The following is a 21,179-nucleotide window of genomic DNA, read 5'->3' on the forward strand; positions in this document are numbered from 1 at the left end:
CATGTACGAGACAAATTATCACCGCGCTTCCTCGGTCGCTGACGCCGCCGCAACCTTCGCCAAAGGCGCGGAATCAAAATTCCTCGCCGGCGGACAAACCCTGCTTCCGGTGATGAAGCAGCGTCTTGCCGCGCCTTCCGACGTGATCGACCTCTCCAAGGTGCAGGAGATGATCGGCATCGAGGTGTCGGGCGACACCGTCACCATCAAGGCCGCGACTCCGCATTACGATGTGGCGCAAAACGATGCGATGCAGAAGGCGATCCCGGCGCTCGCCAATCTGGCGTCGATGATCGGCGATCCTGCCGTGCGCTATCGCGGCACGATCGGCGGCTCGCTCGCCAACAACGACCCGGCGGCGGACTATCCGGCGGCGGTGCTGGCGCTCGGCGCGACGGTCAAGACCAACAAGCGGTCGATCGCGGCGGATGATTTCTTCAAGGGCCTTTTCACGACGGCGCTCGAGGATGGCGAGATCATCACCGCGGTGTCGTTTCCGGTCCCGGCCAAGGCGGGCTACGCGAAGTTTCCGAACCCGGCCTCGCGCTTCGCGCTGACCGGCGTGTTCGTCGCCAAGACCAAGTCGGGTGACGTCCGCGCCACCGCCACTGGCGCATCGCAGAGCGGCGTCATGCGGGTGGCGCCTATCGAGCAGGCGCTGAAGGCGAACTGGGCGGCCTCGGCGCTCGACAGCGTCAATATCCCGGCGAGCGGCTTGCTCGCTGACATCCACGGCTCGGCCGACTACCGCGCCAACTTGATCAAGGTGATGGGACAGCGGGCGGTCGCGGCCGCGGGCTGATAGCGCCTAAACACAAGTCCAGAACGGCGCGCAGCGATGCGCGCCGTTCGCGTTTTTACCGGCGGCACAGGACAAAAGGTGCTTGCCACATCCGGCTTTAGGCGAGACAATTTAGCTAATCAGCTAATTAAAAATACCGTCCCACGGACGGCTGGGAGAACGCATGAAGTTCGGCACCAAGCCAGCCGTGACATCTCAGCCGCCTAGCGCCCCGCAACCAACGGAAGAACAACGTGCTCGATAAACCTGCCTCCCAGACTGCCGCCCGCACCTCGGGCCCGCTCGCCGGCTTCCGCATCGTCGAATTCGCCGGCATCGGTCCCGGCCCGTTCGCCTGCATGCTGCTCGCCGACATGGGCGCCGAGGTCATCACGCTCGATCGGGTCGGCGCCGGCAAGAATCTGAAGGCGGTCGCAACCCGCGGCCGCAAGGTCATCGAGCTCGACCTCAAGAACAAGGCGGCGATTGCTGAAGTGCTCGACCTGCTCGGCCACGCCGACGCGCTGATCGAGGGCTTTCGTCCCGGCGTGATGGAGCGCCTCGGCCTCGGCCCGGATGTCGTGCTCGCGCGCAATCCAAGACTGGTCTATGGCCGCATGACCGGCTGGGGCCAGGAAGGCCCGCTGGCGAATGCCGCCGGCCATGACATCAACTACATCTCGATCACGGGCGCGCTGGCTGCGATCGGCACCAAGGAGAAGCCGGTGCCGCCGCTCAACCTGGTCGGCGATTTCGGCGGCGGCGCGCTCTACCTCGTGGTCGGCGTGCTCGCCGCGCTGCTGGAAGCGCAGAAGTCCGGCAAGGGCCAGGTGGTCGATACCGCGATGTGCGACGGCGCGGCCTCGCTGATGTCGATGTTCTACGACATGGCCGCGCAGGGCCGCTGGAGCGGCGGCCGCGACCAGAATTTCCTGGACGGCGGCGCGCATTTCTACGGCGTCTACGAATGCTCCTGCGGCAACTTCATCTCGATCGGCTCGATCGAGCCGCAATTCTACGCGCTGCTGCGCAAGCATGCCGACCTGACCGACGCCGACTTCGACGCGCAGATGGACCGCAAGGCCTGGCCGGCGCTGAAGGAGAAGCTGACCCGGGTGTTCAAGAGCAAATCGCGCGCGGACTGGTGCCAGATCATGGAAGGCACCGACATCTGCTTCGCGCCGATTCTGACCATGGAGGAAGCGCCCAAGCATCCGCACATGGCCGCGCGCCAGGTGTTCGTCGAACGCCACGGCGTCACCCAGCCTGCCCCCGCGCCGCGCTTCTCGCGCACGCCGTCCGCGATCCGCGAGCCGGAGCTGGCGAATATCGGGGATGTGACGGCGGCTTGGAAAGCAGCGAAGTAAATCTCGTTGTCGTCCCGGCCAAGCGAAGCGCGAGCCGGGACCCATAACCACGACACGCGGTTGTGGCGCGCGGCTTTTTTCCGCGGGACTACTACCCGGCACACGCGATAGATTCCGCGGTATGGGTCCCGGCTCCCGTGCGCAATTGCGCACGAGGCCGGGACGACACCCTTTGCTGTGCGCTGGCGCGGCGCGCCATGGCTCACGCCGCGTGATCGACCTTCAGCACGCCGCGGCGGATCTGGTCTTCCTCGATCGATTCGAACAGCGCCTTGAAGTTGCCTTCGCCGAAGCCGTCGTCGCCCTTGCGCTGGATGAACTCGAAGAAGATCGGCCCGATCGCGTTGGCCGAGAAGATCTGCAGCAACACCTTGGTCTGGCCGCCGTCGACCACGCCCTCGCCGTCGATCAGGATGCCGTTGGTCCTGAGCCGGGCGACGTCCTCGCCATGCTTGGGCAGGCGGGCGTCGATCCGCTCGAAATAGGTATCGGGCGGCGACGGCATGAACGGCAGGCCGTCGGCGCGCAACCTCTCGACCGTCGCGTGGATATCGCGCGCGCCGCAGGCGATGTGCTGGATGCCCTCGCCGCGGTAGACGTTGAGATATTCCTCGATCTGACCGGAATCGCCGGCGTCCTCGTTGATCGGAATCCGGATCTTGCCGTCCGGACTGGTCAGCGCACGGGAGAACAGGCCGGATGCGCGGCCCTCGATGTCGAAGAAACGGATCTGACGGAAGTTGAACAGTTTTGCATAGAAGCCGGTCCAGACATCCATCCGGCCGCGATGGACGTTATGGGTGAGGTGATCGATGTAATAAAGCCCCGACCCGGCCGGGCGCGGGTTGACGGCCCCGAGCCACTCGAACTCGGCATCATAGGCCGAACCCTTGGCGCCGTAGCGGTCGACGAAATAAAGCAGGCTGCCGCCGATGCCCTTGATCGCGGGCACATCGAGCGTCTTCGCCGCGGGCGCGACATCCGCCGGCTCCGCGCCGAGCGCGAGCGCGCGTTCATAGGCTTGCTTGGCGTCGACGACGCGGAATGCCATCGACGGCGCGCAGGGACCGTGCGCGGCGACGAAGTTGAAGCCGTGGCTGCCCGGCTCCTCATTGACGAGATAGTTGATGTCGCCCTGGCGATAGACCGTGATCTGCTTGGTCCGGTGGCGGGCGACCGCGACGAAGCCCATCAGCTTGAAAAGCGCGTGCAGCTCCGCCGGATTCGGATGGGCATATTCGACGAACTCGAAGCCGTCGGTGCCCATCGGGTTCTCAGTGCTGATTTCGGCCGGCGGCGCATCGTGCGGAAACGGACCCATGGCGGCAACTCCCTGACTTGTCTGGGGATCAGTTTCCGTCATTTGCTGCACAACGTGCGTGCAAAATCGGTCCCATTTTGCTAGCCTTGCGCACGATCCGTGCACGAAATGGACATTTGACGCATGCCTGAAGTGGACGCCTTCGACCTGAAAATGCTCGCCGCCCTGCAGGACGACGGCCGGCTGACCAACCAGCAGCTGGCCGACCTCGTCGGGCTGTCGGCATCGCAATGTTCGCGGCGGCGGATGCGGCTGGAGGAGGAGAAGGTCATCGCCGGCTACCATGCCGAGCTCGCCGGCGAGGCGCTCGGCTTCGGCCTGATCGCCTTCATCCACATCACGCTGGCGACCCACTCGCCCGACAACGCCAAGCGGTTTCGCGAGTTGGTCAACCGGGTCGACGATATCCAGGAGGCCTATGCGCTGACCGGGGATGCCGACTACGTGCTCAAGGTGATGCTGCGCGACCTCAAGAGCCTGTCCGACATCGTCAACAACGTGCTGATGCCGCACCAGAGCGTGGCCCATGTGCGCTCCTCGATCGTGCTCGACCGCCTGAAGGAGAGCACCAGGCTGCCGCTGAAGTCGCTACAGGCGTGATGGCTCGAATCGAGGGAAATCCGCCATTCGCTTTTGCGGCACCACTTGCGATCATTCCGGCAACGGCAAGAGAGACGAACCATGGCGCTGCAGCTGCGACCGAACTGCGAATATTGCGACAAGGACCTGCCACCCAGCGCCACCGACGCGCGGATCTGCTCCTATGAATGCACGTTCTGTGCGGATTGCGCCGAGACCAGGCTCGGCAATGTCTGCCCGAACTGCGGCGGCGGCTTTGCGCCGCGGCCGATCCGCCCGGCCAAGCCGTGGCGGCCGGGTGTCTGCACGGTCAACCAGCCGCCGTCGGACAAGCGGGTGCATTTGAAATACAGCCTCGAGGACGTCGCGGCGAATACGGCGCGCTTGAGGGATGTCAGGCCCGAGGAACGGTAGCTGGCCCACCCGTCATTCCGGGATGGTCCGAAGGACCATACCCGGAATCTCGAGATTCCGGGCTCGATGCTACGCATCGCCCCGGAATGACAACGCGACCTACTCCGTCGCGACGATCGTGCCTTCGACCTCGCCGAAGCCGACGCGATAGCCGTCGCCCTGGCACCAGCCGCGCATCACGAGCGAATCGCCGTCCTCCAGGAACGACCGCGTCACGCCGCTGGCAAGTTCGACCGGCTCGGTGCCGTTCCAGCTGATTTCCAGGAGACTGCCGCGCTGGTGCTTCTCGGGGCCGGAGATCGTGCCGCTGCCGAGGAGATCGCCGACATTCATCGCGCAGCCGCTCGAGGCATGGTGCACGAGCTGCTGCACCGACGACCAGTACATGTATTTGAAGTTGGTGCTGCAGATTGTCTTCGCCTCGTTCATTGCACCGGCGCGCAGCGCGACGTCGAGCTGCATGTCGTAATTGTTCGGCTGGGTCTGCTTGAGATACGCCAGCGGCTCCGGCTGCTGCGCCGGGCCCTGCATGCGGAACGGCTCGAGCGCCTCGCGCGTCACCACCCACGGGCTGATCGAGGTCGCGAACGCCTTGGCCTGGAACGGGCCGAGCGGCACATACTCCCACTGCTGGATGTCGCGCGCGCTCCAGTCGTTGAGGATGACGAAGCCGAAGATCATCTCCTCGGCCTGCTTCTCCGTCAGCATCTCGCCCATCGGCGAGGCCTGGCCGACGACCACGCCCATCTCGAGCTCGAAGTCGAGCCGCTTGCAGGCGCCGAAGCTCGGCACCTCAGCGGTCGGCGGCTTCAGCTGGCCGCGGGGGCGGCGCACTTTGCTGCCCGACACGACCACCGTCGAGGCGCGGCCGTTGTAGCCGATCGGCATATGCAGCCAGTTCGGCTGCAGCGCATTGTCCTTGCCGCGGAACATGACGCCGACATTGGTGGCGTGCTCCTTCGACGAGTAGAAATCGGTGTAGCCGGAGACCGCGAACGGCATGTGCAGCCTGACGTCGGCCATCGGCACCAGCGCCCGCGCCCGCAGTTCCCTGTTGTCGCGCAGCTCCGGATGATCCGAGCGGAGCAGCTCGCTGATCCGCGCCCGCGTCGCCGACCACACTTTCGGCCCGAGCGCCATGAAGGCGTTGAGCGACGGCTGCGAGAACACGCCGAGCGGTCCGACATCGAGCCGCGAGTCCTGCTCGAGCTCCCACAGGTCGAGCACATAATCGCCGATCGCAACACCGACGCGCGGCGCAAGGCCATCCTTCGACGAGAACACACCATAGGGCAGGTTCTGGATCGGAAAGTCGGAGGTCGGGGCGACGTCGATGAAGGAGCGGAGCTTTGGGTCGTTGGGGTGGGTCACTGATTCCTCCAATCAAGAAGCTGTCATGCCCGGGCTTGACCCGGGCATCCATCTTCGGAAAGCGCGATGGATCGCCGGGTCAAGCCCGGCGATGACGAGGGACACAAACTCACGGCTTGTTCGGGTCGAACTTCTTCTCCAAGCCCTTCCAGCAATCCGAGTAATCGTCCTGCAGCGTCGACGATTTCGCCGCATGTTCGGTCACGCGCTGCGGGAACCGGGTCTCGAACATGAAGGCCATCGTGCCGGTCAGCTTGACCGGCTTCAGCTCGCTGTTGCTGGCGTGCTCGAAGGCTTCGCGGTCGGGACCGTGCGGCAACATGCAATTGTGCAAACTGATGCCGCCCGGCACAAAGCCCTGCGGCTTGGCGTCGTAGACGCCGTAGATCAGCCCCATGAACTCCGACATGATGTTCATGTGGTACCACGGCGGACGGAAGGTGTTGTCGGCCACCATCCAGCGCTCCGGGAAGATCACGAAGTCGATATTCGCGGTGCCCGCGGTCTCCGACGGCGAGGTCAGCACCGTGAAGATCGAGGGATCGGGATGATCGAAGGCGATCGCGCCGACCGGCGAGAAGGTACGCAGATCGTATTTGTAGGGCGCGTAATTGCCGTGCCAGGCGACCACGTCGATCGGCGAATGCGGCAGCGTGGTCTTGAACAGCGAGCCGCCCCATTTGACGTAGAGCTCGGTCGGGGTGTCCTTGTCCTCGTAGCTCGCGACCGGCGTCAGGAAGTCGCGTGAATTGGCGAGGCAGTTGGCGCCGATCGGGCCGCGCTCCGGCAGCGTGAACGCGCCGCCGTAATTCTCGCAGAGATAGCCGCGCGCCGGGCCGCCGGGAATTTCGACGCGGAATTTGACGCCGCGCGGGATCACCACGATCTCGCCCGGCTCGGCATCAATCCGGCCGAACTCGGTGACGAAACGCAGATTGCCCTGCTGCAGCACGAACATCATCTCGCCATCGGCATTGTAGAAATGCTGATCGACCATCGATTTGGTGATGAGATAGATGTGTGCGGCCATGCCGGCCTGGGTGTTGGCATCACCCGCCGTGGTCATGGTCTGCACGCCCTGCAGGAAGGTCATGTCCTCCTTCGGGATCGGCGCGGGGTCCCAGCGCAACTGTGCGATCGGCATGTCGTATTCGTGGCACGGCGCGGTGCGCCACAGCCCGCTATCTGCCCTGGCGAAGCGGCCGGAGTGCCGCACCGACGGGCGGATGCGATAGAGCCACGAGCGCTCGTTGGTGCCGCGTGGCGCCGTGAACGGCGAGCCGGACAATTGCTCGGCATAAAGCCCATAGGCGCAGCGCTGCGGCGAATTGCGCCCCATCGGCAGCGCGCCGGGCAAGGCCTCGGTCTCAAAGCTGTTGCCGAAGCCGGACATGTAGCCCGGGGTGACTTGCCCTGAGCTGCGGACGATCTGATCAGGCGAGGTATTGATGTTCATCGCTATCCTCCTTGCAGGGCGGCCCACATTTCCTGGTCGCGCTTGTCGGTCCAGATCACGGGATCGTCGATCCCCGACGCCTCGTCATAGGCGCGCGAAACGTTGAACGGCAGGCAGTGCTCGTAGATCGCAAAGCTCGAGAACTTCGGATCCATCACCTCGCGCGTTGCCGCCATCGATTCCTTCATGCTGCGGCCCTTGGCGACGGATGATTCGGCCGCGCCGTAGAGCGTGGTGACGAAATCGCGGGTCATCGCGATCGCATCGCGCCCGGTGGCGAGGCCCTTCAGCGCATCGCCACGGCCCGGCGCGATCGCCTTCGGATTGAAGGCGCGGATCTCGTTCAAGGTCGTCGGCCATTCGCGCAAATGCGCATCGCCGCAATAGCACGCCGAGTGATATTCGATCAGATCGCCGGAGAACATCACCTCGGCATCCGGCACCCAGGCGACGATGTCGCCCGAGGTATGGCCGGCGCCGAGCTGCATCAGCCGCACCTCGCGCTTGCCGAGATAGATCGACATCTCGCCTTCGAAGGTCAGCGTCGGCCAGGTCAGGCCGGGAATGCTTGCCGCATCCTGGAACAGGCGCGGGAAGCGGCCATATTCGGAATCCCAATCCTGCTGGCCGCGCTCCTCGATCAGGCGATAGGTCTCCTGCGAGGCGACGATAGCTTGCGCGTGATAGGCGGAGGCGCCGAGCACGCGCACCGCATGATAGTGCGACAGCACGACATATTTGATCGGCTTGTCGGTGACGGTCTTGACCCGCTCGATCACCTTGTTGGCCATCGCCGGCGTCGCCTGCGCGTCGAACACCAGGCAGCCGTCGTCGCCGACGATCACGGCGGTGTTGGGATCGCCCTCGGCGGTGAAGGCATAGAGGTCGGTGCCGATCTCGGAGAAGGTGACCTTCTTCTCCGAAAGATCCGTGGTCGATGCGAAACCTTTGGCCATCAGTTCAATCCTGTCCGTTCAAGAGCATTCGCCCCCTCTCCCCGTTCTTACGGGGAGAGGGTTGGGGTGAGGGGCTGTCTCCGCATACACGGCGACAGATGTGTCTGCGGAAGCGCCCCCTCACCCGGAGCGCATCTGACGATGCGTTCCGACCTCTCCCCGCAAGCGGGGCGAGGTGAGGCGGAGGCTGCTGCGCGACTTGATCAAGATCCATCCTGATTCAGCTCGTAACTATTGTTGTTGCTGCTGTTGCTGCTGGCTTGCATCAAGCATCCGCCGCTTCGCCAGCGCGATCGCCTCGCGCAGCACGTCGAGATCACCGATATGGTTGGCGAGCACCAGAACCAGCGCAGCATCGAGATCGGCGCTCTGCGCCTCGGTGAGGCCGCGATGGGCCTCGACGATGGCGCGGAAGGCGTCATCGGGCTTTGCGAAATTCGAACTGGTCGACAGCGCCATGACTGCTCCTCAGTTCAGGCCGGCTGCGCGCGCCAGCGCCGCATCAAGTGCCGGCCGCGCCGCGTTGCGGAAGCGTGCCGCGACATAGCCGTCCGGCCGCAGCAGATAGGCGGTGCCGGGCTCGGCATCGTAGCGCTTGCCGGCAAGGCCCTGCGCGTCGACCAGCCCATCCTCGCCGCCGACTCGGATGCTGCCGACGCCATCGGGCACATCGGCAGCCGCGCCATTGCCAAACTCCAGCAGCGTGAAGCGCGTTCCCTGTCTGATGAAAACATCGGTCAGATAGGTGGAACCTCCGCCCTGCTCCGTCACCGGAGCATCCGGCATCGAGGCGCCGGGCCGCGGGCCGCCGCGCCAATCATCGCGATCGCCGCTCGACAGCGGCGTATCGTAGACCGACGGCACCGACAGCCGCCCGCCATTGACCATGCGCTTGCCGAACTCGGTATCGTTGGCGAGCGACAGCACCGCCTGGCGCAGCCGCGCTTCCTGTTTCGTCACCGGCGCCATAAAGTCGGTCGAGCGGGTCGACTCGCGGATGTTCTCGTCCGCCGCCGCGCTGCGCTCGATGTGATAGCTCTCCAGCAAGCCCTCCGGCGACAGCCGGCGCAGCACGCGGTCGAGCTTCCACGCCAAATTCTCGGCGTCCTCGAGCCCGGAATTGGCGCCGCGCGCGCCGAACGGCGAGACCTGGTGGGCGGAATCACCGGCAAAGATCACCCGGCCGTGGATGAACTTGGCCATCCGGCGACACTGGAACTTGTAGAGCGAGATCCATTCGAACTCGAACTTGTCATGGCCGAGCATGCGCTCGATCCGCGGCCGGACATTCTCGGGCTGCTTCTCGGCCACCGGATCGGCATCCGGGTTGAGCTGCAGATCGATCCGCCAGATGTCGTCCGGCTGCTTGTGCAGCAGCGCCGAGCGTCCGGCATGGAACGGCGGATCGAACCAGAACCAGCGCTCGGTCGGGAACGCCGCCGTCATCTTGACGTCGGCGATCAGGAACTGGTCCTCGAACACCTGGCCCGCGAACTCCGCGCCGACCATCTGCCGCAGCGAGGAACGAGCACCATCGCAGGCGACCACGAAGGTCGCGTGCACCTGGTAGGAGCCGTCAGGGGTTGCGATGGTCAGCGCAACGCCATCGTTGCGGCTCTCCAGCGCGATCACCTTGTTGCGCCAGCGCAGGTCGATTTCAGGCAGTTGCCCGACCCGGTCGACCAGATAGGCCTCGGCGTAGAACTGCTGCAGGTTGATGAAGGCGGGCCGCTTGTGGCCTTCCTCGGGAAGCAAATTGAACTGGTAGAGCTGCGAGGCGCCGTGGAAGATCTTGCCGACGCTCCACACCACGCCTTTCTCGACCATGCGGTCGCCGACGCCGAGGCGATCCCAGAACTCAAGCGAGCGCTTCGAGAAGCAGATCGCGCGCGAGCCTTCGCCGATCCGGTCGGCATCGTCGAGCAGCACCACGCGCTGGCCGCGCTGCGCGAGATCGATCGCGAGCGACAATCCCACCGGCCCGGCGCCGACCACGACGACGGGATGCTCCGCGACATTGGCGCCCGAGCGCTCCTGGTCGGGATGACGGCGATAGCCGAACTGGGTTTTGGCCTGTGCCGTGTTGGCGTGTGCCATTGCGTGACCCTGGATGTTTCCCTTGCGCCGCGGCCTCTGGCTGCGGTTCTGTGTGACCGGCGTGCGACCGGGACCTTGCGAGCCGGCCGCGACCTTGCTAAATTAGTCTCACTTGCAACTATCTTAAACCCCCAGTCGGGGCTGCCGTCAACTCAAATTGGAGGGATTTTTGGCACGGACCTCTGCAAGCCAGCCTCCAGCCCGGCCGCGCAGTGCCGTGGAAGCGGAGCTGCGCGACACTATCGCGCCGACCAAGAAGCGCCTCGATCTCTTCCATTTCATGCCGTTCCGCCTGAACCGGCTGGCGGCCGAGGTGTCCTCGGCGCTGTCGAGCGAATATCAGGCGCGCTACGGCCTCGACATTCCGGAGTGGCGCGTGCTCGCAACGCTCGGCTTCCGCAGCGATCCCTGCAGCGCGCAGTACATCGCGCACTGCACGCGCACCCATAAATCCACCATCAGCCGCGCGGTGTCGGCGCTGATGGAGCGCGAGATCGTCGAGCGCGTCGAGAACGCCGACGACCGCCGCGAATTCCGCCTGCGACTGACCAAAACGGGCCAGGCGCTCTACGAGGAACTGATCCCGCGCCTGCTGCGCAAGGAACAGGAGATCTTGTCCTGCCTCTCCGCACAGGAACGCCGCGACCTCGGCCGCCTGCTCGGCAAGGTCGAGAGCACCCTCGAGTTGGTGCAGACCAGCGAAGAGGCCGACGCGAAGGACGCGTATTAGGCTCACTCAACCCGTCATCCTGAGGAGCGCGCAGCGCGTCTCGAAGGATGCACGGCCCGGCTGGTGGCCGTCGACCCTTCGAGACGCGCGCAAGAGCGCGCTCCTCCAGCGACAAAGGCGAAGCCTTTGCGCGGGGGTGACGGTGATGGAATCTTGTGCGGCTCCTTCCACCGTCATTGCGAGCGAAGCGAAGCAATCCATGCATCCGAGCATGCGGGACGATGGATTGCTTCGTCGCTACGCTCCTCGCAATGACGGTGCCGTTACGCCCTGTCGATATGTGTCGCGATCACCGGAAAATAATTGTCCTTCGATCCCTTGTCGATCGCTTCCTGCAGCACCGTGCCGATCAGCTCCGCGCCGCGGATCTTGATGCCGGCGTCGGCGGCGAGCTCCAGCGCGTAGGACAGATCCTTCAGCGCATATTCGGTCGAGAATGCGCGCTCGGGAAACACGCCGGGCACGATCGCCTTCATGCCATGGTTGCGCAGCGCAAAGCTGTCGGCCGAGCCCTTCGACAAGGTTTCCAGCAGCAGCTTCGGATCGACGCCGTTATGCTTCGCCACCGCGACAGCCTCGGCCAGCGCGTTCACGGTCTCGAACAGCACCATGTTGTTGAGGATCTTGGTCACCTGCCCGGCGCCGACGTCACCGCAATTGGTGACATCGGTGGCGAAGCAGCGGATCAAGGGCTCGATCGCGGCATAAAGCGCCGGCACCGCGCCGACCATCACGCTGAGCGTACCGTCCTGCGCCGCCTGCCGCGTGCGCGCGATCGGTGCGTCGACCCACGCCGCGCCCTTGGCCTGCAACTGCGCGGCGAAATCGCGGGTCTGGCTGACTGAAGACGTGCCGAGATCGACCACGATCTGGCCGCTTCTCGTGTTCTTCAAAATGCCGTCGCCTTCGAACACCGCGCGCACGTGCCTGGCGCTCGGCAAGCAGAGGAACACCACATCGCTCCGCTTGATGACGTCGGCGACCGACGCCGCAACCTCGGCACCGTCGGCGCGCAACCGCTGCAGCGGTTCGGCCGAGAGGTCGAACACGACAACGCGCTTGCCGCTCTTCTTGACCAGGTTGCGGCAAATCGGCTCACCCATCACGCCGAGGCCGATGAACCCGAGAGTCTTGGTGTCAGTCGTCTTGGTGTCAGTCATATCGCTTCTTTTGACGTTTCTTGACGTGTTGCAGACGAGCCTCGCCCAATCGGCGAGGCTATTTCGCGAACGATCGCGATGGCGCGAGATGCAGCGCGAACGCATCGACCTTGTCGCTGGCGCGCGGATAGATCTCGCTGACGATCGGATCGTGACCGGGAATGAAGCGGTCCGGATGACCGGCGAGCCGCTCGACGGTCTCCCAGCCCTGCGCCATGTCGCCGACATTGTAGACGATCGGGAACGGGCTGCGCTTGTGCAGGTTCGCATAATAATGCGCGGCGTCCGACGCCAGCACGACCGGGCCGCGCGCGGTCTCGATGCGCACCACTTGCAGGCCGTCGGAATGGCCGCCGACGCGATGCACGGTGACGCCGGGTGCGATCTCGCCGTCGCCGGAGTGGAAGGTGACGCGCTCGCCATAGACGTGGCGCACCATCTGCGTGACGTGCTCGATGGAGAACGGATGGCGCAGCATGCCGTTGCACATGCAGCGGCCGGTCGCGTAGCTCATCTCGCGTTCCTGCAGATGGAATTTGGCGTTCGGGAAGCGATCGAGATTGCCGGCGTGGTCGTAATGCAGGTGAGTGACGACGACATCCTTGATGCTATCGGCACTGACGCCGAAGCCGGCCAGCGCGTCGACCGGGTTGAGCGTCAGCTTGCGGGCGCGCGCCTTAGCCTCCTCGGCGTTGAAGCCGGTGTCGACCAGGATGTCGCGGCCATGGCCACGGATCAGCCAGACGAAATAATCCAGGTCCTGCGCGGTGGTATCGTGCGGATCGGGCACCAGGAAGTTGAGGTGGGGCGTGCGCGGCGACATCGTCGCATAGCGCAGGGCGTAGATCTCGTAGGCGTTTCCCATCGGTTTCGCTCTTGTTTGCAAGGCCTGTTTTGAACGGCTTGTCTTTGAATAGCCTGCCGTCCCGAACACAAAGCCATCGCCTCGCGCAAAGGTCAAACCGCGCGGCGTGCGACGAGCGCATGACAGGGTGGCGACAGCCTTCGTGAGTGCAGGCACGTTATCGGCCCGCAGGAACCAGCACCGTGCCGGATGACGATGGCCGCCATGACCGCATGCTGCTGCACTGCGGTCTGGCTGGCATCACCGCGATAAACGATGCTGCCGCAAGCCGTTGACGGGGGCTTGGCCGTGGTTTGATAATGGATTTTCGCTAGAGTAAGGTTCCCGAGGCGCAGGCTGGAAGCGGCGCCGTTTCACTGGAATGCCGCGATCTGGATTTGCTGCGATTATGAAAATCCGCCTTGCCTTGCTCGCCACGCTGATTTTTTCAATCGCGGCGCCCACTTTGTCCTTCGCTGCCGGCGACCGTTTCGCGCTGGTGATCGGCAACGCCAAATATCCCGACGCCGACGCACCGCTGAAGGAGCCGGTCAACGACGCCCGTGACGTCGCCGACGAGTTGAAGCGCGACGGCTTCACCGTCGAGGTCGGGGAGAACCTGACCGGCGACGGCATGCGCCGCGCGTTCGACCGGCTCTACGGCAAGATCAAGCCGGGCTCGGTCGCCCTGATCTTCTTCTCCGGTTACGGCATCCAGTCGAACCGGCAAAGCTACATGATCCCGATCGATGCGCAGATCTGGGCCGAGGCGGACGTACGCCGCGACGGCTTCAGCCTCGAGACCGTGCTCGGGGAAATCAACAGCCGTGGCGCCGGTGTGAAGATCGCCTTGATCGACGCCTCGCGGCGCAACCCGTTCGAGCGGCGCTTCCGCAGCTTTTCGGCAGGGCTCGCCCCGGTGATCGCCCCGAACGGTACATTGGTGATGTATTCGGCCGCGCTGTCGTCTGTCGTCTCCGACAATGGCAGCGACCACAGCCTGTTCGTGCGGGAACTCCTGAAGGAGATCCGCACCCCCGACCTGATGGCCGAGGAAACGCTGAACCGCACCCGCGTCGGCGTCACCCGCGCCTCGCGGCAGGAACAGGTGCCGTGGATCTCGTCGTCACTGGCCGAGGATTTCTCGTTCATTCCGGCCGGCACGGCCGGGCCGTCGAACGCCGCGCCGGCAACCGCCGCGTCGCCGTCACCGGAAGTGGCAGCGGCACCGCCAGTCGCGCCTCCGCCGGCTCCGCCCGCAGCAACGCCGACACCGCCCGCGGCGACCCCGACGCCACCAGCGGCAACAGCGCCGACACCATCACCGGCGCCGCCGACGCCTCCGATTGCGGCAGCGCCGACTGCACCGCCACCCCAGCCCAAGGCGCCCGAGATCGCCCTGCCGCCGCCCGCGGCTCCGCCGCCGGTGGTGATCCAGCCCACGCCGGCCCCGAGCAATTCGCCTGTGCTCGCCGATGATCCGACGATCAAGAGCTTGAGCGAAAAGCTGGACAAGAATCCCGATGACGCAGCGGCGCTGTATCGCCGCGGCCAGGTCTATGCCAGCAAGGGGGCCTACGACCTCGCGGTGAAGGACTTCACCAATTCGCTGCGGCTGAACCCGAAGGATGTCGAGGCCTATAACAACCGCTGCTGGGTCCGCACCGTGATCGGCGACCTGCAGGCGGCGCTGAAGGACTGCAACGAGGCGCTGCGCCTGCGTCCGAACTTCGTCGATGCACTCGACAGCCGCGGGCTGATGAACCTGAAGGGCGGGCAGAACAAGAACGCGATCGCCGATTTCGACGCCGCGCTGAAGATCAATCCGCGGCTGACCTCGTCGCTGTACGGGCGCGGGCTCGCCAAGCAGCGCAACGGCGCGGTCGCGGAGGGCGATCTCGACATCGCCAACGCCAAGGCGATGGACCCGAACATCGTCAAGGAATTCGCCGACTACGGCGTGCAGTGACAATGGACGAAGGTCTGCCCGCGGCTCGAACCGCTGACGGAATTGAGCGACTAATCAGAGGGTGCGAGCCGGGCGGCGATGCCGGCAATCAATCTGGATAGTCGTTGGAACCGCGTCAGCTTGCGCAGGAGGGACCGAAATGTTCAAGCCGTCGGCAAAGGCCGCGATCGTTTCAATCATGACCGTTGGCGCCGCGCTGTCGTTTTGCCTGGCAGCCGCCCGCGCCGGTGACGATGTCACCGAGGACCAGATCATCAAGGCGCTGACGCCCGACAAGAAGCCGCTGACCCGCGGTCTTTCGGCCGGCCCGCAGACCACCTCGCCGGAGCTGAACGTCGACCAGGCCAAATTCGTGCAGAGCGTCCGCGGCCGCACCACCCGCTCGCTGTCCTCGGCCGAGCGCGAGGAAATCGCGACCATCGTCCAGGACAAGCCCAAGATCGATCTCGAGATCAACTTCGACTACAACTCCGCCGATATCAGCGCCAAGTCGCTGCCGTCGGTGCAGGCGCTCGGCCGCGCCTTGACCAATCAGGACCTGAAGGGCTCGACCTTCGTGGTCGCCGGCCACACCGACGCCGCCGGCGGTGAGGACTACAATCAGGGCCTCTCGGAACGCCGTGCCGACGCCATCAAGCGCTATCTCGTCGACAAATACGGCATCAACGGCACCGATCTCGTCACCGTCGGCTATGGCAAGAGCAAGCTGAAGGACCCGAGCCACCCGATGGCGGAGGTGAACCGGCGCGTGCAGGTCGTGAACGTGGAAAACAAGGCCACCGCCGCCAAGTGATGGGCGGTGGCGTGGCCCCTTTTTGAGGTTACAATGCGCCCCGCACCCCGGCGGGGCGCATTTGCTTTAGGGCCAATGCTGTTGGGTCGAGCCCCAACGCGGCCCACAGGTGACCCGCCTCACATGACGTCAGGGCATGATCCGGAACAATGGCACCGGCCTTCCGAATGCCCAGGCAATACGATAGCGAGCATGATGAGACTTCGACCAACACCGATGACGCGCCAAGCTCTGGATTGATCAGGCTATGAATTTTTCCCAATACCTCAAGCCTGCGCTCGGCACGGTGTTCTTCCTCGCCCTCGCGATCGCCTATTACGCGTTCGAGCATCGCTCCCATCCCGAAGAGAAGGTGACGCCGGGCCAGGCGCTGGTCGTGGTGACGAAGTCGACCAATGCCTGTTTCTCCGACATGGTCCGCGTCACCGGCTTCATCGTGCCGCGCCGCGAGGCGCAGGTGAATGTCGACCAGGACGGCTCCAAGGTCACCGACGTGCTGGTCCGCGAGGGCGACACCGTCACCGAGAACCAGGAACTGGCGCGGCTGACCCCGCCGCCGCAGCAGGCCGCACAGGCCAATGCCAAGCCGCTTGTGCTGCGGGCGCCGGCGGCCGGCCTTATCACCGAAGTGCGCACCGCGCCCGGCGCGCCGGCCTCGCCGCAGGCGCCTCCGATGTTCAAGATCTCCATCAACAACGAGATCGAGCTCGACGCCGAGGTGCCGGGCTTCCAGCTCCTGAAGCTCAATCCCGGCGCCAATGTGCGGATCAGCCGCGACGATGCGCCCGACATGGTCGGCAAGGTCCGCCAGATCTCGCCGCAGATCGACCGCACCACCCAGCTCGGGCACGTCCGCATCACCATCAACAACAATCCGACGCTGAAGGTCGGCATGTTCGCGCGCGCCAATATCGACGCCAAGCGCTCCTGCGGCGTCGCGGTGCCGCGCACCGCGATCGACCGCCTGACCCTGCAGGTCGTGAAGGGCAACACCGTCGAGACCCGCAGGGTGCGCGTCGGGCTGACCTCCGACACCTCGACCGAAATCCTTGAAGGCCTCGACGTCGGCGAAATCGTCGTGGCCGACGCTGGCACCTCGTTGCATGACGGCGACCAGATCAAGACCATGTTCGCCGACGAACTCGATCGCACGCGATCACGGTAATTCGGGCACGCTAATGGCTTTGAACATCTCGGCATGGTCGATCCGGAACCCGCTTCCCTCGATCGTCTTCTCGATCATCCTGCTCGTGCTGGGCTGGGTCTCCTTCACCAAGCTCGCGGTGACGCGGCTGCCGAGCGCCGACATTCCGGTGATCTCGGTCGCGGTCTCGCAATTCGGCGCCGCGCCGTCGGAACTTGAATCGCAGGTCACCAAGACCATCGAAGACGGCGTCTCCGGCGTCGAGGGCGTGCGCCATATCTCCTCCTCGATCACCGACGGCCTGTCGGTGACCACGATCCAGTTCGCGTTGGAGACCAACACCGACCGCGCGCTCAACGACGTCAAGGACGCGGTGACGCGGGTGCGCGCCAATCTGCCGCAGAATGTCACCGAGCCGTTGATCCAGCGCGTCGACGTGATCGGCCTGCCGATCGTGACCTATGCTGCGATCTCGCCCGGCAAGACGCCGGAGCAGCTGTCCTATTTCGTCGACGACGTGGTCAAGCGCGCCCTGCAGGGCGTGCGCGGCGTCGCCCAGGTCGAGCGCATCGGCGGTGTCGAGCGCGAGATCCTGGTCTCGCTCGATCCCGACAAGCTCCAGGCGGTGGGGCTCACCGCGGTCAATGTCAGCCAGATCCTGCGCGGCACCAATGTCGACGTCGCCGGCGGCCGCGCCGAGATCGGCAAGAACGACCAGGCGATCCGCACGCTGGCCGGCGCCAAGACGCTGAACGAGCTCGCCGGCACCATGATCCCGCTGTTCGGCGGCGGCGAGATCCGGCTCGACGATCTCGGCACCGTCACCGACACCATCGCCGACCGGCGCACCTTCGCCCGCTTCAACGGCGAGCCGGTTGTCGCGCTCGGCATCAAGCGCTCCAAGGGCGCCAGCGACGTCGTCGTCGCGGCCGCGGTGCAGAAGCGGATCGACGCGCTGAAGGTGGCCTATCCCGATGTCGACCTGAAGCTGATCGACACCTCGGTCGAGTTCACCAAGGGCAATTACGAGGCCGCGATCTCGACCCTGTTCGAGGGCGCGATCCTCGCCGTGATCATCGTGCTGCTGTTCCTGCGCGACATGCGCGCCACGATCATCGCGGCGGTCTCGCTGCCGCTATCGATCTTCCCGGCCTTCTGGGCGATGGACCTGCTCGGCTTCTCGCTCAACCTCGTCTCCTTCCTCGCCATCACGCTCTCGACCGGCATCCTGGTCGACGATGCCATCGTCGAGATCGAGAACATCGTCCGCCACATGCGGATGGGCAAGACGCCCTATCGTGCCGCCCTCGAAGCCGCCGACGAGATCGGCCTTGCGGTGATCGCGATCTCGCTCACCATCATCGCGATCTTCGCGCCGGCGAGCTTCATGTCCGGCATTGCCGGGCAGTTCTTCAAGCAGTTCGGCATCACCGTGTCGGTGCAGGTGTTCTTCTCGCTGCTCGCTGCGCGCTTCGTGACGCCGATGCTGGCCGCCTATTTCCTCAAGCATCATGACCACGATGATCCTCCGCCCGGCCCGATCCTGCGCGGCTATCACAGCCTCGTCACCTGGTCGGTGAAGCATTACTTCGTCACCGTGCTGATCGGCTTTGCGATCTTCGCCGCGTCGATCTGGAGCATCACGCTGCTGCCGCAGGGCTTCCTGCCGGCGCAGGACACCGCGCGCTCGCTGCTCGCGATGGAGCTGCCGCCCGGCTCGCAGCTCGCCTACACCGAGAAGGTCACCGAGGAGATCGTGGCGCGGCTGCGCAAGCGGCCTGAGGTACGGAGCGTGTTCGTCGATGGCGGCCGGGTGCCGCCGGGCCTGCAGGAGGTCCGCCGCGCCGCGCTGATCATCAACTACACGCCGAAGGCCGACCGCAAGATCACCCAGCGCGAGCTCGAACTGTCGATCGGCAAGGAGCTCGATAACGTTCCTGACATCAGGTTCTGGTTCCTCGACGAGAACGGCCTGCGCGCGATCTCGCTGGTCGTCACCGGTACCGACAGCAACATCGTCAACAACGTGGCCAGCGAACTCGCGACGCAGATGAAGCGGATTCCGATCATCGCCAACGTGATCTCGGAGACCGCGCTCGACCGGCCCGAGCTGCGCATCCGCCCGCGCGCCGAGCTCGCGGCCCGGCTCGGCGTCTCGACCGAAAGCCTGTCGCAGACCATTCGCGTCGCCACCATCGGCGACGTCGGTCCTGCGCTGGCGAAGTTCGACGCCGGCGACCGCCAGGTACCGATCCGCGTCCAGCTCGAGGACAATGCGCGCAGCGACCTGCAGATGCTGGAGCAGCTGCGGGTGCCGCTCGGCCAGCGGGGCGAGCGCGGCGGCGTGCCGCTCTCCGTCGTCGCCGACATCCAGCTCGACCAGGGCCCGACCAGCATCAACCGCTACGACCGCGAGCGGCAGGCCACCGTCGCCGCCGACCTTGTCGGCAATGCCGCGCTCGGCGACGCCACCAAGCTGATCTACGACCTGCCGGTCATGAAGACCCTGCCGAAGGGCGTGCGGGTCAGCCCGTCCGGCGACGCCGAGAGCCTCGCCGAGCTGTCCGACGGTTTCGCCACCGCGATCACCGCCGGCCTGATGATGGTCTATGCCGTGCTGGTGCTGCTGTTCGGCACCTTCCTGCAGCCGATCACCATCCTGTTCTCGCTGCCGCTCTCGATCGGCGGCGCGATCGGCGCACTGCTGTTGACCGGCAAGCAGCTCACCACGCCGGTGTGGATCGGCATCCTGATGCTGATGGGCATCGTCACCAAGAACGCCATCATGCTGGTGGAGTTCGCGGTGGAGGCGATCCGCGACGGCAAGGCGCGCGAGGAAGCCATGATCGACGCCGGCATGAAGCGCGCCCGCCCGATCGTGATGACCACGATCGCGATGGCCGCCGGCATGATGCCGTCAGCGCTTGCGTTCGGCGCGGGCGGCGAATTCCGCTCGCCGATGGCGCTCGCAGTGATCGGCGGCCTGATCTTCTCGACCGCGCTGTCGCTGGTGTTCGTGCCGGCGATGTTCATGGTGATGGATGATGTCGGCGGCCTGATCTGGCGCTTCGGCAAGCGGCTCGTGGTCTCGCATGCCGACCACGAGCTGACCCCGAACGAGCACCAGTCCGACGACACCAAGCGCCCGCCCGGCCCGCCGAACATGATCTCGCCCGCCGCGGAATGAGCTGAGGCCGCGCCTCGCCAGCGGTGCGACCCGTACGAGATGACGTACTCCAAAATATCGAAAACAACCCCATGCAAAGGAGCCGACGGCGGCCGGAATCCGACACGGCGACTTGACACGTCGGGCAAATCAGCGATATTTTTCCATTATTCCGAAATCATGGTGTGAGTCTACGACTCCTCCAACACGTCGTCCCTGCCTGGTGCGCAATTGCGCACGGGAGCAGGGACGACGATGAGGAAGGATATCGATTCAGGGCGTTACACCAGGCGGTGTCATCGCCTGCGCATGCGGGTGATCTCAAGTTCTAATACAGCCGCGTCCGATAGGCCTCTTCCATCGCCTTCTCGGCGACTTCGACCTCGATCGCGGCGGTCTGCTCGGCGATGATCCGGCCGAGCGTCGGAAAGCTGTGGCGCTCGACTTGCGCGGCGGGATTCCAGAGCTTCGAGCGCATCAGTGCCTTGCCGCAGTGGAAGTAGGTCTCATCGACATGCACCTTGAGCCCGATGATCGGCGTGACGTTCTGCACCGTCAGCGGCGTCAACAAATCCGCCTCCTGCGAGATTTCGGCCCGCCCGTTGACGCGCAGCGTTTCGTTGATGCCGGGCACCATGAAGATCAGCCCGATCCCGGGCGACGCGATGATATTGCCGAACGTATCGACCCGGTTGTTGCCGCGCCGATCCGGGATCAGCAGCGTCTTGTCGTCGAGCACGGAGACGAAGCCCGGCGCATCGCCGCGCGGGCTGGCGTCGGCATGACCCTTGCCGTCGCTGGAAGCGATGACGAGGAACGGCGACAGCGCGATGAAGTCGCGGCAGAACTTGTCGAGATGATAGAGCACCTTTTTCTCGGCGAGCGGGCTCAATTGCCCGAAATGCGCACGAAGATCCTCGTGCGATTTGACCGGCGGCTTGCCGCCCGCACTCTGGTCACCCATAGCGAACCTCCCGTTTGGTTTGTCTCAATTCGTTGAGCATGATCTCCGCGCAAACGCTCCGCGTTTG

18 protein-coding genes are annotated in these 21,179 nt (G+C 65.1%); 9 read left to right on the forward strand and 9 right to left on the reverse strand.

Going from position 1 to position 21,179, the window contains the following annotated elements; translation table 11 throughout:
* The first annotated feature begins 1 nt into the window (after window position 1).
* Both ACVMDN_RS35880 and ACVMDN_RS35885 read left to right on the forward strand, forming a co-directional pair.
* The gene (locus ACVMDN_RS35880) at window positions 2-802 is read left to right on the forward strand and encodes an FAD binding domain-containing protein (protein ID WP_076834782.1); all 801 of its coding nucleotides are present in this window, start codon (window positions 2-4) and stop codon (window positions 800-802) included.
* 233 nt (window positions 803-1,035) lie between these two features.
* On the forward strand, window positions 1,036-2,148 hold the full coding sequence (locus ACVMDN_RS35885; RefSeq protein WP_076834780.1) for a CaiB/BaiF CoA transferase family protein: 1,113 nt from the start codon (window positions 1,036-1,038) through the stop codon (window positions 2,146-2,148).
* Window positions 2,149-2,350: 202 nt separating this feature from the next.
* Here the strand turns inward: ACVMDN_RS35885 and hppD are convergent, their stop codons facing one another.
* On the reverse strand, window positions 2,351-3,469 hold the full coding sequence (hppD, locus tag ACVMDN_RS35890; protein ID WP_076834778.1) for a 4-hydroxyphenylpyruvate dioxygenase: 1,119 nt from the start codon (window positions 3,467-3,469) through the stop codon (window positions 2,351-2,353).
* 123 nt (window positions 3,470-3,592) lie between these two features.
* Between hppD and ACVMDN_RS35895 the strand changes: the two genes are divergently transcribed.
* Complete coding sequence (locus ACVMDN_RS35895; RefSeq protein WP_038385738.1) at window positions 3,593-4,069, forward strand: Lrp/AsnC family transcriptional regulator; 477 nt, start codon at window positions 3,593-3,595, stop codon at window positions 4,067-4,069.
* Between the two features lie 81 nt (window positions 4,070-4,150).
* Entirely contained in the window at window positions 4,151-4,462 is a 312-nt protein-coding gene (locus ACVMDN_RS35900; protein ID WP_028335203.1) for a DUF1272 domain-containing protein, read from the forward strand.
* Window positions 4,463-4,561: 99 nt separating this feature from the next.
* On the opposite strand, the gene fahA is transcribed toward ACVMDN_RS35900, so the two are convergent.
* The 5 genes from fahA to ACVMDN_RS35925 all read right to left on the reverse strand — a co-directional run bounded on the left by fahA (window position 4,562) and on the right by ACVMDN_RS35925 (window position 10,342).
* Window positions 4,562-5,833 (reverse strand): fumarylacetoacetase, encoded by a 1,272-nt coding sequence (gene fahA / locus ACVMDN_RS35905; protein WP_076834776.1) that lies wholly within the window; start codon window positions 5,831-5,833, stop codon window positions 4,562-4,564.
* Window positions 5,834-5,942: 109 nt separating this feature from the next.
* Entirely contained in the window at window positions 5,943-7,289 is a 1,347-nt protein-coding gene (gene hmgA / locus ACVMDN_RS35910) for a homogentisate 1,2-dioxygenase (protein ID WP_076834774.1), read from the reverse strand.
* 2 nt (window positions 7,290-7,291) lie between these two features.
* On the reverse strand, window positions 7,292-8,245 hold the full coding sequence (locus ACVMDN_RS35915; RefSeq protein WP_076834772.1) for an MBL fold metallo-hydrolase: 954 nt from the start codon (window positions 8,243-8,245) through the stop codon (window positions 7,292-7,294).
* A 231-nt stretch (window positions 8,246-8,476) separates the two neighbouring features.
* Window positions 8,477-8,704: a DUF2783 domain-containing protein gene (locus ACVMDN_RS35920; protein WP_050401747.1), complete on the reverse strand. Its 228-nt coding sequence runs from the start codon at window positions 8,702-8,704 to the stop codon at window positions 8,477-8,479.
* 9 nt (window positions 8,705-8,713) lie between these two features.
* Entirely contained in the window at window positions 8,714-10,342 is a 1,629-nt protein-coding gene (locus tag ACVMDN_RS35925) for an FAD-dependent oxidoreductase (protein ID WP_141342735.1), read from the reverse strand.
* A gap of 169 nt (window positions 10,343-10,511) precedes the next feature.
* Here ACVMDN_RS35925 and ACVMDN_RS35930 point away from each other — a divergent pair, with 169 nt between their 5' ends.
* Complete coding sequence (locus tag ACVMDN_RS35930; RefSeq protein ID WP_057021109.1) at window positions 10,512-11,072, forward strand: MarR family winged helix-turn-helix transcriptional regulator; 561 nt, start codon at window positions 10,512-10,514, stop codon at window positions 11,070-11,072.
* Between the two features lie 263 nt (window positions 11,073-11,335).
* On the opposite strand, the gene ACVMDN_RS35935 is transcribed toward ACVMDN_RS35930, so the two are convergent.
* The gene (locus ACVMDN_RS35935) at window positions 11,336-12,337 is read right to left on the reverse strand and encodes an NAD(P)-dependent oxidoreductase (RefSeq protein WP_256521258.1); all 1,002 of its coding nucleotides are present in this window, start codon (window positions 12,335-12,337) and stop codon (window positions 11,336-11,338) included.
* Window positions 12,291-13,097, reverse strand: a complete 807-nt coding sequence (locus ACVMDN_RS35940; RefSeq protein ID WP_016843242.1) for an N-acyl homoserine lactonase family protein — start codon at window positions 13,095-13,097, stop codon at window positions 12,291-12,293. The genes ACVMDN_RS35935 and ACVMDN_RS35940 overlap by 47 nt, the downstream gene beginning before the upstream one ends.
* A 388-nt stretch (window positions 13,098-13,485) precedes the next feature.
* On the opposite strand from ACVMDN_RS35940, the gene ACVMDN_RS35945 reads away from it, so the two are divergent.
* The 4 genes from ACVMDN_RS35945 (at window position 13,486) to ACVMDN_RS35960 (ending at window position 20,169) form a co-directional block, all read left to right on the forward strand.
* Window positions 13,486-15,045: a caspase family protein gene (locus ACVMDN_RS35945; RefSeq protein WP_076834766.1), complete on the forward strand. Its 1,560-nt coding sequence runs from the start codon at window positions 13,486-13,488 to the stop codon at window positions 15,043-15,045.
* Between the two features lie 139 nt (window positions 15,046-15,184).
* The gene (locus ACVMDN_RS35950; RefSeq protein ID WP_076834764.1) at window positions 15,185-15,838 is read left to right on the forward strand and encodes an OmpA family protein; all 654 of its coding nucleotides are present in this window, start codon (window positions 15,185-15,187) and stop codon (window positions 15,836-15,838) included.
* 247 nt (window positions 15,839-16,085) lie between these two features.
* Window positions 16,086-17,003: an efflux RND transporter periplasmic adaptor subunit gene (locus ACVMDN_RS35955; RefSeq protein WP_076834763.1), complete on the forward strand. Its 918-nt coding sequence runs from the start codon at window positions 16,086-16,088 to the stop codon at window positions 17,001-17,003.
* Between the two features lie 13 nt (window positions 17,004-17,016).
* Complete coding sequence (locus ACVMDN_RS35960; protein WP_057021104.1) at window positions 17,017-20,169, forward strand: efflux RND transporter permease subunit; 3,153 nt, start codon at window positions 17,017-17,019, stop codon at window positions 20,167-20,169.
* Between the two features lie 307 nt (window positions 20,170-20,476).
* On the opposite strand, the gene ACVMDN_RS35965 is transcribed toward ACVMDN_RS35960, so the two are convergent.
* Window positions 20,477-21,112, reverse strand: a complete 636-nt coding sequence (locus ACVMDN_RS35965; protein ID WP_076834761.1) for a pyridoxamine 5'-phosphate oxidase family protein — start codon at window positions 21,110-21,112, stop codon at window positions 20,477-20,479.
* Window positions 21,113-21,179 lie beyond the last annotated feature (67 nt).

The organism is Bradyrhizobium sp. USDA 4510, from assembly GCF_054059095.1.

Excerpts from the sequence above, each read along its gene's own strand:
- ACVMDN_RS35880 (WP_076834782.1), top strand. The coding sequence starts at position 2 with ATGTACGAGACAAATTATCACCGCGCTTCCTCGGTCGCTGACGCCGCC.
- hppD (WP_076834778.1), bottom strand. The coding sequence starts at position 3,469 with ATGGGTCCGTTTCCGCACGATGCGCCGCCGGCCGAAATCAGCACTGAG.
- ACVMDN_RS35895 (WP_038385738.1), top strand. The coding sequence starts at position 3,593 with ATGCCTGAAGTGGACGCCTTCGACCTGAAAATGCTCGCCGCCCTGCAG.
- ACVMDN_RS35900 (WP_028335203.1), top strand. The coding sequence starts at position 4,151 with ATGGCGCTGCAGCTGCGACCGAACTGCGAATATTGCGACAAGGACCTG.
- hmgA (WP_076834774.1), bottom strand. The coding sequence starts at position 7,289 with ATGAACATCAATACCTCGCCTGATCAGATCGTCCGCAGCTCAGGGCAA.
- ACVMDN_RS35915 (WP_076834772.1), bottom strand. The coding sequence starts at position 8,245 with ATGGCCAAAGGTTTCGCATCGACCACGGATCTTTCGGAGAAGAAGGTC.
- ACVMDN_RS35920 (WP_050401747.1), bottom strand. The coding sequence starts at position 8,704 with ATGGCGCTGTCGACCAGTTCGAATTTCGCAAAGCCCGATGACGCCTTC.
- ACVMDN_RS35925 (WP_141342735.1), bottom strand. The coding sequence starts at position 10,342 with ATGGCACACGCCAACACGGCACAGGCCAAAACCCAGTTCGGCTATCGC.
- ACVMDN_RS35935 (WP_256521258.1), bottom strand. The coding sequence starts at position 12,337 with ATGCGTTCGCGCTGCATCTCGCGCCATCGCGATCGTTCGCGAAATAGC.
- ACVMDN_RS35940 (WP_016843242.1), bottom strand. The coding sequence starts at position 13,097 with ATGGGAAACGCCTACGAGATCTACGCCCTGCGCTATGCGACGATGTCG.
- ACVMDN_RS35945 (WP_076834766.1), top strand. The coding sequence starts at position 13,486 with ATGAAAATCCGCCTTGCCTTGCTCGCCACGCTGATTTTTTCAATCGCG.
- ACVMDN_RS35950 (WP_076834764.1), top strand. The coding sequence starts at position 15,185 with ATGTTCAAGCCGTCGGCAAAGGCCGCGATCGTTTCAATCATGACCGTT.
- ACVMDN_RS35955 (WP_076834763.1), top strand. The coding sequence starts at position 16,086 with ATGAATTTTTCCCAATACCTCAAGCCTGCGCTCGGCACGGTGTTCTTC.
- ACVMDN_RS35960 (WP_057021104.1), top strand. The coding sequence starts at position 17,017 with ATGGCTTTGAACATCTCGGCATGGTCGATCCGGAACCCGCTTCCCTCG.
- ACVMDN_RS35965 (WP_076834761.1), bottom strand. The coding sequence starts at position 21,112 with ATGGGTGACCAGAGTGCGGGCGGCAAGCCGCCGGTCAAATCGCACGAG.